This is a genomic window from Streptomyces durmitorensis (assembly GCF_023498005.1).
Lineage (GTDB): Bacteria > Actinomycetota > Actinomycetes > Streptomycetales > Streptomycetaceae > Streptomyces > Streptomyces durmitorensis.
Genome location: NZ_CP097289.1, coordinates 5,712,684 through 5,723,819, shown reverse-complemented (window position 1 = coordinate 5,723,819; position 11,136 = coordinate 5,712,684). Strand labels below are relative to the sequence as shown.

9 protein-coding genes are annotated in these 11,136 nt (G+C 70.9%); 2 read left to right on the top strand and 7 right to left on the bottom strand.

The window, feature by feature from the left end:
• Window positions 1–78: 78 nt before the first annotated feature.
• Both M4V62_RS25655 and M4V62_RS25650 read left to right on the top strand, forming a co-directional pair.
• Window positions 79–660 (top strand): GNAT family N-acetyltransferase, encoded by a 582-nt coding sequence (locus tag M4V62_RS25655; RefSeq protein ID WP_249589573.1) that lies wholly within the window; start codon window positions 79–81, stop codon window positions 658–660.
• Between the two features lie 110 nt (window positions 661–770).
• A complete protein-coding gene (locus M4V62_RS25650) occupies window positions 771–1,961 on the top strand; it encodes a winged helix-turn-helix domain-containing protein (protein WP_249589572.1) in 1,191 nt (396 codons plus the stop codon).
• A gap of 6 nt (window positions 1,962–1,967) precedes the next feature.
• Here M4V62_RS25650 and M4V62_RS25645 read toward each other — a convergent pair whose 3' ends face one another.
• The 7 genes from M4V62_RS25645 to mtnA form a co-directional block, all read right to left on the bottom strand.
• Entirely contained in the window at window positions 1,968–2,711 is a 744-nt protein-coding gene (locus M4V62_RS25645; protein ID WP_249589571.1) for a response regulator, read from the bottom strand.
• Window positions 2,712–2,906: 195 nt separating this feature from the next.
• Window positions 2,907–3,599 carry a ribosome hibernation-promoting factor, HPF/YfiA family gene (gene hpf / locus M4V62_RS25640; protein ID WP_425575286.1) on the bottom strand — a complete coding sequence of 231 codons (693 nt, stop codon included), beginning with the start codon at window positions 3,597–3,599 and terminating at the stop codon, window positions 2,907–2,909.
• Between the two features lie 315 nt (window positions 3,600–3,914).
• Window positions 3,915–4,703: a ComF family protein gene (locus M4V62_RS25635; RefSeq protein ID WP_249589569.1), complete on the bottom strand. Its 789-nt coding sequence runs from the start codon at window positions 4,701–4,703 to the stop codon at window positions 3,915–3,917.
• Between the two features lie 158 nt (window positions 4,704–4,861).
• Window positions 4,862–6,712, bottom strand: a complete 1,851-nt coding sequence (locus tag M4V62_RS25630) for an LpqB family beta-propeller domain-containing protein (protein WP_425575287.1) — start codon at window positions 6,710–6,712, stop codon at window positions 4,862–4,864.
• Window positions 6,702–8,861: an MtrAB system histidine kinase MtrB gene (gene mtrB, locus M4V62_RS25625; RefSeq protein ID WP_249589568.1), complete on the bottom strand. Its 2,160-nt coding sequence runs from the start codon at window positions 8,859–8,861 to the stop codon at window positions 6,702–6,704. The genes M4V62_RS25630 and mtrB overlap by 11 nt, the downstream gene beginning before the upstream one ends.
• Before the next feature lies 1 nt (window position 8,862).
• Window positions 8,863–9,552, bottom strand: coding sequence for a two-component system response regulator MtrA (mtrA, locus tag M4V62_RS25620; protein ID WP_202121190.1), 690 nt, complete (start codon window positions 9,550–9,552; stop codon window positions 8,863–8,865).
• Between the two features lie 402 nt (window positions 9,553–9,954).
• Window positions 9,955–11,136 (bottom strand): S-methyl-5-thioribose-1-phosphate isomerase, encoded by a 1,182-nt coding sequence (gene mtnA, locus M4V62_RS25615; RefSeq protein WP_249589567.1) that lies wholly within the window; start codon window positions 11,134–11,136, stop codon window positions 9,955–9,957.

Below are 11,136 nucleotides of genomic sequence, written 5' to 3'. Positions count from 1 at the left end.
TCAGCGCTCGGCGAAATGCAGGGGAAACGTCAGCCAAAAGCACTGGCCTCGGGTCCCTCGCCCCCGCAGAATCACCGGATGGAGCCCGTCACCCTCACCACCGAACGCCTGAGCCTGCGCACCTTCACGCCCGCCGACACCGACGAGACGTACGCGGCCTGCCAGGACCCCGACATCCAGCGCTGGACCACGATCCCCTCGCCGTACGCGCGCTCGGACGCGGAGGGCTTCATCACGCGCATGGTGCCGGACGGCTGGCGGTACGACACGGAGTACACCTTTGCCGTACGCCCCCGGGACGGCGGCCCGCTGATCGCCGCCGCCAGCCTGCACCACCCGCGCTCGGGCGCCTGGGAGGTCGGCTTCTGGACGGCGAAGGAGCACCGGGGCAGCGGCTACATGACGGAGATCGTCCTCGCCCTGGCCAGGTGGGCCTTCACCGACCTGGGCTGCACCCGCCTGGAGTGGCGCGCGGAGGTCGGTAACACGGGGTCGCGCGCGGTGGTGGAGAAGACGGGCTTCACCGTCGAGGGCACCCTCCGCGGCGCCCTCCTGAACAAGTCCACGCTCCGCGACTGCTGGGTGGGCGCCCTGCTCCCGAGCGACCTCGGCCTGTCGTCGAGCCAGCCGTATCTGCCGGCCAGGGACGCCCTGGGCTGAGGCCGTGGGCTGAGGCCGGGACTGACGCCCGGGGCTGGGGCCAGACCCGGCCGCCGACGCGTTCCGGCAGGCCACTGGCGTTGTCAGTGCCGCCGCCTATCGTTTCCGGCATGACGAGCCTGCCGAGCCCCGCCACCGCCCTCTCCGCCGACGAGGCCCGCCGCATCGCGCTCCGCGCCCAGGGCTTCATGGGCGCCCCGGACCGCAGGTCCGGTGTGCGGGGCGTGCTGCGCCATCTCGGCGCGGTCCAGCTGGACACGATCTCGGTCCTGGCCCGCTCCCACGAACTCATTCCGTACGCCCGTCTCGGAGCGGTCGGCCGCGACAGGATCGAGGCGGCGTACTGGGACGGGGCATCGGCGGGCGCGGGCCCGGCGAGGGCGCACGCCTTCGAGTACTGGTCGCACGCCGCCTGCATCCTGCCCATCGAGGAGTGGCCGCACTTCGCCTTCCGCCGCCGCGCCTACCGCACCCGCCCGCACTGGCACCACGACCTGCCGGACGGTGCGTACGACACGGTCATCAAGCAGCTCACCGCCGAAGGCCCGCTCACGGCCACGGAGTTGGGCGGCGCGAAGAACAAGGGCGAGTGGTGGGACTGGTCGGACGCCAAGGTCGCCGTCGAGCGCGCGCTGATGTACGGCGAGGTGGTCTGCACAGAGCGCCGCAGCTGGAAGCGGGTGTACGACCTCGCGGAGCGCGCCATCCCGGACACCCTGCTCCATGACGACCTGGACGACGCGGAGTGCCTGCGCCGCCTGGTCCGTCTTGCCGGACAGTCGCTGGGCGTCGGCACGCGCGCGGACATCGCGGACTACCACCGCCTCAAGGGCGAGCAGTTCGACGCGGTGGTCGCGGACTCGGGCCTGGTCCCGGTGACGGTGGAGGGCTGGGACAAGCCCGCCTGGGCCGACCCCGCGGCCCTGGAGACGGCCCCGCGCGGCCGCCACCGCACGACGCTCCTCTCGCCCTTCGACTCCCTGATCTGGGAGCGGGCCCGCACGGAGCGGATCTTCGGCTTCACCCACCGCCTCGAGGCGTACGTCCCCAAGCCGAAGCGGATCCACGGGTACTTCGCGATGCCGGTCCTTGCCGGGGGCCACCTGGTCGGCCGCGTGGACCCCGCCCGCGAGGGCAGCACGCTGGTCGCCAAGCAGGTGTCCCTTGACAGCCCCAAGGCCGTGCCCGCGGTGGCTCAGGCGCTGCGTGAGGCGGCGTCCTGGGTGAACTGCGACTCCGTACGGGTGGAGCGGGTGAACCGTCCCGAGCTGACCGCCGAGCTGGTCCGCGCCCTCACCTGATCGCCCTCACCTGATCTCGAGAATCTTCTCCCGCATCGCGTAGACGACCGCTTCCATCCTGGAGTGCAGCTGGAGCTTCTCCAGGATGTTGCGGACGTGGTTCTTCACGGTGTTCTCGGAGATGAACAACTCTTTCGCGATGTCGCGGTTGTTCATGCCCGTCGCCACCAGCTTCAGGACTTCCAGTTCGCGGTCGGTAAGACGCGGCGCGGGCACCAGCCTGCGCTCGTCGGTGCGCTGGATCATCGACTTGAACTCGGTGAGCAGTTTCGACGCCATGGACGGGCTGATCTGCGACTGCCCGTCGGCGACCGCGCGAATCGCCGTGGCCACCTCGTCCGTGGAGATCTCCTTGAGGAGATATCCCGTGGCGCCCGCCTTGATCGCGTCGTAGAGGTCGGCCTCCTCGTCGCTGATCGTCAGCATGATGATCTTGGCGCTCGGCGCGACCTCCTTGATGGAGGTGCACGCCTCGATGCCGCCGCGCTTGGGCATGCGTACGTCCATCAGGATGATGTCCGGCAGCAGGTCAGCGGCCTTGTCCACCGCCTCGGCGCCGTCGCCCGCCTCACCGACGACCTGGATGTCCTCCTCGGCGGCGAGGACGATCTCCAGGCCCCGGCGGAAGAGCGCGTGGTCGTCCACCACAAGGACCCTGATGGGCTCCTTGCGCGGTGCGCCCGCGTCCGTGCCGATGCCGATGCCCTGGTCGGCATCCTGATCCCGCATCGGTCCGAAGCTGTCCGCCATCGTTCCTCCCCCTGAAGGCCATGGCCCGTTGTGCGTTGGCTGCCGCCAACCCGAGGCAACAGCACACCGGTTGGCCGGCTCCGCCCATGATTTCATGCCCGGACGGCCGCGCGGTGCGCGCAGGGGTCGCATGATGGTGCCCCTGGGGGCGCACAGCGCTCCAGGGGCACCCTCTCAGCCCTCGGCCGACCGTGGTCAGCCGCCGAGCGCACCGCCCCCGCCGCCCGTCTCGGGCTGCGCGATCATCGGGTCGGTGTTCAGACGGATGACTCCGTAGTCGTAGGCGTGCCGGCGGTAGACGACACTGGGCTCCTTCGACTCCGAGTCGACGAACAAGTAGAAGTCGTGCCCGACGAGTTCCATCTCGTAGAGCGCCTGGTCGAGCGACATCGGCGCCGCCACGTGGGTCTTCTCGCGGACCACGAGCGGGCCTTCGCCCTGGATCTCCAGCGAGCCGATCCTCTTGACGGGCACGCCGTCCGGCTCTTCCTCACGTGCGACGGTGCCGTCTCCGTTGAGAGTCGCCGCGTCCGGCACCCGCTCGGCAACCTCGGCGGCGGAGAGCCTGCCGTTGCCGCGCCGGTTGTGGCGCTTCTCGTGCTGCTTGCGCAGTCGTGCGTCCAGCTTTGCCGTGGCCAGGTCCAGCGCACCGTACGGATCGGTTGCCGAGGCCTCCGCGCGGATCACGGGTCCACGCCCGCGGAGTGTGATCTCCACGCGGTCGGAACGGTCGGCCTGACGCGGGTTGGCCTCCTTGGACACCTCGACGTCCAGGCTGATCACCTTGCCGTCGAGCTTCTGGATCTTCTCCAGATTCAGCTTCTCGGCCACGTGCTTGCGGAACCGCTCTGTTACCTCGGTCTTGCGGCCCTTGACGACGATGTCCACGCAGAACTCCGTTCCCGGATCGCTCCGCTTCGGCGGCGGAGCATCTCCCTTTTGCACCAGGCCCCGGTGACTCCCGGAGCCTCGGACTCGGTGACTTCCACCTCCTCCTCCCCCGCGAACAAGATCTCCACCCCGACCGGCCCAGGTGATTGCAGAAAACCCAGCGGCCGGCATTCCGATATGCGAGGGACGGCGTCCGCCATTCCTCACAACCGAACATATCTCGCCCGGACGGATGTCGTCACCCTCTACCGCCGCATACCTCCATTCAGGTGTATTGGCACTCTCACTACCTGCAACGATGCAAGTTCCCAGTCAGTTCCGGTTTATTCCGAAAGAATCCGGTGAGGAGGCGACAACAGCTGCGATGATCGCGTTCTCGCACGGTATTTCACGGGCTGTTACCACCGCGGACCGCCCTTTACTTTCCGTGTGTACGTCACGTATTGCGCGGGCCGCCTCCGCCAAAGACGCGCCCGTGGTCATCAGGTCGTCCACGACCACCACCCGGCCACCGTCGGCGAGGAGCCGCCCGCCACCCGCCGTCACCTCCAGGGCACCGTGCAGATTCGCCTGCCGCTGCCGGGAGTTGAGCCCCGCCTGGTCGGCCACGGCACGCCGCTGACGCAGCACGCAGAGCACCCGGGCCCGTGTCCCGCCCCGCCGCAGCTCACCCGCGGCGGCCAGCGCGATCCGCCGTACCGGATCGTGCCCACGCGACCGCACGGCCGCGGGAGCCGACGGCACGGGCACGAGCAGTACCGGAGCGTCACCATCCCCCGCTCCGGTGTCCGTCGGCCCCGCTCCGGGGTCCATCAGCCCCGCACGCACGGCCCCAGCGAGCCCCGCGCCCAGCGGCCCCGCGAGCCCCAGAGCGCCCCGCTCCTTGTGCGCGAGCAGCAGCGCCCGCACCGCGTCCCCATAGGGCGCCGCCGCGTGCACCACCGGCAGTCCGGCCGGCCGGGGATCAGGGCTCACCCGGCGCGGCGCGGCCCCGCACAGGGCGTCGCGGCACTGCGCGCAGAGCGCCGTACGAGGCCTGCCGCAGCCTCCGCACTCGGCCGGCAGCACCAGATCGGTGAGGTCCCGCCACCACCCCCGCATGCCCACCACTGTGCCAAGGCGCGCACGGCCCTGCCACCCCTGTGGACAACCGCCTGTGGACAACCGTCTGCGGGCAACTCCACGGCGCGGGAAAGCCGTTGCTGGGGAGCTGGGGAGCTGGAGAGCTGGGGAAGGGCCGTCCGGCCCTTCGCAAGGCGTCACCCCGGATAGACCGGCGCCGACCCCTCCTTGACCACCGTCTGCCACTGCGCACCCGTCGGCAGCCGCACGATCCCGTCGTCCGAGTGCGCCACCAGCGGCTGCCGCTCGTCCTCGGACGCCGCGATCTCCTTCACGCCGGTGAGGCCGGGCAGGGTCGCGCCCGCGGGAACCGAGCCGTCGCACTGGACGTACCGCATCTGCTGCACACCGCCGGACTCGCGCCCGACCACCACCAGCCGGCTGCCGCCCGCCCACGACATGGCGGTGACCTCCTCCATCTGCGGTGCCGCCCGGCGCAGTCCGTCCACCGAGATGACCGGCTGCTCGCCCTTGGCGCCCGTCCGCTCGACGCGGCCGATCTGCAGGGACGTCTTGCCGTCCTTCTTCACGAGTAGCGCGATCCGTACGCCGTCGGCCGACACCCGCACCGCCTCGATCCGTCCGTCGAGGTTCGCGATCTTGACCGGCACCGGCTCTCCCGCGCCCTGGTCAAGCCAGAGCAGGCGCGGCCGCTTCAGGTCACGGTCGGCCACCCAGAGGTCGCCGCGGCCGTCCCAACTCGGCGTGGACAGACCGTCCTCCTCCGACTTGGCCTTGCTGCGCACCTCGGGCTTGCCGAGCGGGCCGTCGGAGACCAGCGACCCCATGTACAGCGAGCGCCCGTCGAGCGACACCCCGGCCGCCCGCTCCTCGTCCCGCGACACGGCGGCGGACCGCAGCGGCTGCCCGCCGCTGCCCAACTTCCCCCGCACGGGCACCGGATCGTCCTTGCGGGCGGCCGGCATCTGCACCAGGCGCCGCTTGTCGTCGATGAGGTACTGGTAGTCGGGGTGTTCCGGGGTGCGGCGCGAGGCGACGGACTCGGCCCGTTCCTTGCTCAGGACGCACAGCTGCGAGCCGTTGCGGCGCTGCAGCTCCACCTCCTGGACGCCGGACGACGTCAGGTCCTGGAGCGTGAAGAGCATTTGGGCGGCCATCTCGGTGCACCGCTCCTGGCCTATGGGATCGGCCTTCGCGTTCAGTGGCACCGTCAGCTTGCCCTGGTCGTCGGGCGCCAGCGTCCTGGTGCCCGCCTTGAGGTGCGTACCCGTCGGGAAGCGCGTGCCCACGACCTGCTTGAGCCAGGTGGTGGGCCCGTCGAGCAGCGCCTTGACGGACTCCGTCACGGGGTCTATTCGCTGACGTATGTAGACGGGGTCGGCGACGAGCCCTTCCTGGCCGCCACCGGCCGCTCCGGTCGAACGCGTCGCGAAGTAGTACTTGTTGACGGACCAGTAGATCCGCTGGAAGTCGGACTGACCGAGCACGACGCCCGGCGGCACCCGGTCGATCCGCCACTCCTTGCCGTTGGGTCCGTCCTGCTGGGAGAGGTGGACGGACTGGTTGTACGCGGCGTTGTCGAGCTGGTACGCGTGCTCCTTGTCGACCGTGGCGACCTTGCGACCGGTCAGCGGGAACAAACGGCCGGTCCGACCGCCGCCGTCCCCGACGCTGCCCGACCCCGTGCTCGGCCCGTTCTCGAGCACCGTGGTCTGCACATCCGGGTCCCAGCCCTTGGAGGCTTCCTTGGTCAGATACTTGCGCGCCATCGCGAAGTCAGGGTCGTCGCTGGTCAGCGCCTCAAGGAAGCCCTGGACTATCTCCTCGGGGCTCGCGTCCTCACCCGGCGGCATCGCGTAGACACGGACCTGCGACTGCGAGTCCGGCCGCTGGGAGGCGTCGACCGCCTTCAGGTTGCCGCTGTCGGGCATCGAGGCACAGCCCGCGAGCAGCACCCCGCAGGAGCCGAACAGCAGACCGGCCCGCAGTGCACGCCGGTGCGGGCGGCGATCGTGGTCAGCGCCCACGAGAGGCCTCCCCTTCCCTTGCGGGATCAGCTTCCGTGTCGCTCACTCGATCCGCTTCCGTCTCGCTCACGCGATCCGCTTCCGTCGCCGGCTCACCGGTGCTCCGGTCCGCCCCGGACGCGGGCCCATCGGGCTCCTCGCCGCGCGGCATGTCGTCGTCCATCGGCCGCCGCGGCACGACGCGCGCACCGTTTCCCGGCAACGCCGTCGGGTCCACCGTCCCGCCCGACTGCGCGAGCCGCGGCGCCACCGGCGCCCTCGGCGGGACGGGCGGCGGCACTCGCTCCGCCGCCGACGGCTGCACCGGCACCGTGGCGAGCTTGTTCGCGCCACCGAGCGGGAGGCCCGCGTCGTTCAGGCCGCGGTGGCGCCGCGAGTCATCGGGCTCCAGCGGTATCGGCGAGCCCCGCAGCGCCTCGTCCGCCGTGCGCGGCAGCGTCAGACGGAACTGCGAACCACCGCCCGGCTCGCCCCACGCCTGCAGCCAGCCGCCGTGCAGCCGCGCGTCCTCCAGTGCGATGGAGAGCCCGAGGCCCGTACCACCGGTGGTACGCGCGCGTGCCGGGTCGGCCCGCCAGAAGCGGCTGAAGACCCGGGTCGCCTCGCCGGGCTTGAGCCCCACCCCGTAGTCCCGCACCGCGACCGCCACCGCACCGCCCGCCACCGCGAGCCGCACCACGACGTCCTGGCCCTCGCCGTGCTCCACGGCGTTGACCACGAGGTTGCGCAGGACGCGCTCCACCCGGCGCGCGTCGGCCTCGGCGACCACGGGCAGCTGGTCCCCGACGATCCGGATGTGGGTCCCCTTGCGGTCCGCGAGCGGCTCGGCGCCGCCCACGACCCGTCGTACGACCTCACGCAGGTCTATCGGCTCGGCCTCCAGGGCCGCCGCGCCCGCGTCGAAGCGGCTGATCTCCAGCAGATCCGCGAGCAGCGTCTCGAACCGGTCCAGCTGGTCGGCGAGCAGCTCGGCCGACCGCGCGGTCACCGGGTCGAAGTCCACGCGCGCGTCGTGGATGACGTCGGCCGCCATCCGCACGGTCGTCAGCGGCGTACGCAGCTCGTGCGAGACGTCCGAGACGAACCGCCGCTGCATCCGCGAGAGCTCCTCGAGCTGCTGGATCTTCAGCTGGAGGTTCTGCGCCATCTTGTTGAAGGCCTCGCCGAGCCGCGCGATGTCGTCCTCTCCGGTGACCTTCATACGTTCCTGAAGGCGTCCGGCGGAGAGCCGCTCGGCGATGCCCGCGGCCATCCGCACCGGCGTGACGACCTGGCGCACCACCAGCCAGGCGATGGCACCGAGCAGTACGACGACGAACAGTCCCGCGGTGGCGAGCGTCGTCCTGACGACGCCGAGGGACTCCTCCTCCTGGGTCAGCGGGAAGAGGTAGTAGAGCTGGTAGGGGTCGCCGTTCAGGTCGTTCAGGCGCTTGCCGATGACCAGGCCCGGCTGTGCGTCACGGCCGTCGTTGAAGACGATCCGCGTATTGCTCTGATACGCCCGGGTGCCCTTGTCGACGCTGTCGCGCAGGGACTCGGGCACGCTCTGGATCGGGTCCACGCCCCCGGAGGCACGCGGCCCGCGCACGCTGGCGCCGCCGGGCGTGGACGTCGGGCTCAGCGTCACCACGTTGAACGCGCTCTGACCGCCGCTGGAGAGCTGCTCCACCAGGTCGGACATCCACACGGCGGTGGGCGGTGTGGCCCCACCGCCCGACGTGCCGCTGTCCTGCCCGGAGCGCGGCCGGGCCGAGTTCGCCTCGTCCTGAGCGGCCCTGAAGCCGCCGTCGGCCTGGCTCTGCGAGGCCTTGACCTTGGCCTTGAGCAGGCCGTTGTTCACGGAGCTCATGACGGCGAAGCCGAGCATCAGCACGACCCCGAGCGACATGAGCAGCGTCGTGACGACGACCTTCAGCTGGATGTTGCGCCGCCACAGCCGCAGCGCGGGCAGCAGCGGCCGCCGCACCCAGCGCACGAAGAGCCTCAGGACAGGGCTGCCCTGCACCCCGTCCTGCAACAGCAGACCGCCGTCGAGGAGCCGCCCGAACGTGGAGCCACGCCGCGCCGGCCCCTTGGCCTTGGCCCCTCCAGTCCGCCCCGAACGGCCGCCCGGAGCCCCGGGCGGTACGGGGGAACTGTCCCGGGTCACGTCAGCTCGGTCCGGCCTTGTAACCGACACCACGGACGGTCACCACGATCTCCGGACGCTCGGGGTCCCTCTCGACCTTCGAGCGCAGCCGCTGGACGTGCACGTTCACCAGACGGGTGTCGGCCGCGTGGCGGTAGCCCCAGACCTGCTCCAGGAGCACCTCACGCGTGAACACCTGCCACGGCTTGCGGGCAAGGGCGACCAGGAGGTCGAACTCCAGGGGCGTCAGCGCGATCGACTGCCCCTCACGCTTCACGGAGTGCCCCGCCACGTCGATGACCAGGTCACCGATGGTCAGCTGCTCCGGAGCGGGCTCCTCTGACCTCCGCAGCCGCGCCCTGATGCGGGCGACGAGCTCCTTCGGCTTGAAGGGCTTCACGATGTAGTCATCGGCGCCGGACTCAAGACCGACCACGACGTCCACGGTGTCGCTCTTCGCCGTGAGCATGACGATCGGCACCCCGGACTCCGCCCTGATCAGGCGGCACACCTCGATGCCGTCGCGGCCCGGCAACATCAAATCCAGCAGTACAAGATCCGGCTTTGCCTCCCTGAAAGCGGCCAGCGCCTTGTCGCCATCAGCTACGAACGACGGCTCAAAACCTTCTCCACGCAGCACAATCCCGAGCATCTCGGCCAGTGCGGTGTCGTCGTCGACGACAAGGACTCGTCCCTTCATGCCTGACATCATCCCATTCTCGTAACTGTGACCGGGGCGCTGGTGAGGTAGGTCACTGGCCTGTGACGATAGTCGTACGAGGTCACTACTGTCTGCCGTCGCCCGCCGCCGCCGATTTCGGCCACGAATCCCGGGACGGGCGCGCCGGTGACGCGTCAGTCCGATACGACCGACAGCATTTCCGTCAGCCCGAAGGCGCCGGACACTCCGACGACGACAAGACCGATGACTACCGCCATCCAGGCGAGAGCAATCACGATCATGAGCCGGCCACAGCCGACCCCCTGCGCTCGCCGCACCGTACATCGCGGTCGACGGAGCGGCTTCGAGCAGGAGCTGCCAGGACCCAGGGCGGGTGGCGGCTGCCTGGAGTGCCTGGAGTTCCTGGAGTTCCTGGAGTGCCTGGAGGAGCGCCTAGAGCCGTGGAGCCGACCGCAGCTCCTCCAGACCCCCCGCCGTCACGGGCGACACGACGCCTTGCTCGGTGACGATCGCCGTCACCAGCTCCGGTGGGGTCACGTCGAACGCGGGGTTGTACGCCTGGGTCCCCAGAGGTGCCACCGCGATCCCGCCCCCCGCCTCAAAACCGGACATCGGCACATAGGGTGCCGTGACCTCCGTCACTTCATGGCTCCCTCGCTGCTCCACCTCGATGGCCGCTCCGTCCGGGGTTTCCGGGTCCACGGTCGTGACCGGAGCCACCACGATGAACGGAACGTGGTGGTAGCGGGCAAGGACCGCGAGCGGATAGCTCCCCACCTTGTTGGCCACCGAACCGTCGGCCGCGATGCGGTCGGCGCCGATCAGTACGGCATCCACCTCACCCGCCGCGAACAGCGACCCCGCCGCGTTGTCCGTGAGCAGGGTGTACGGCATTCCGGCCCGCGCCGCCTCGTACGCGGTCAGCCGCGAACCCTGGAGCAGGGGGCGCGTCTCGTCCACCCACAGCCTGCGCAGCCGCCCCTTCCGGTGTGCGGCGAGTGCCACCGCGAACGCCGTGCCCTCGCCGCCGGAGACCAGCGCCCCCGTGTTGCAGTGCGTGAGGATCCGGTGCCAGCCGCCGGGCAGCAGCTCGTCGAGCAGCGCCAGGCCGTGCACCGCCATCCGCGCGCTCGCCTCGGCGTCCTCCCGGTGCAGCGCCCGCGCGGCCGCCAGCGCCGCGGCGCCCGCGAGCTCCTGGTCGGCCCCGTCCGCGACCGCCGAGCGGTATGCCGTCAGGGCTCTGCGGACTCCGTACCCGAGGTTGACCGCGGTGGGCCTCGCCCCCGCGATCGCGCCCGCGGCCTCGTCCACGTCGAAGCCGCGTACGGCGGCCAGCGCGACGCCGTAGGCACCGGCGATGCCGAGCAGCGGCGCCCCGCGGACGGCCAGCGTGCGGATCGCCTGCACCAGGGCGGGGGCGTCCGTGCACACCAGCTCGGTCTCCTCGCCGGGCAGCCTGGTCTGGTCGAGGAGGACCAGTACGGGGCCCTCCGGTGGCTCGGCCCAGCGGATCGCGGGGATCGCCGGGGTCTTCACGTCCACTGGGTGCGCTGAGCTCATCGGGGTCTCGGTCGGCCGTGCGTCCTCGCCGGATTGCGCGTACTGATCAGCCAT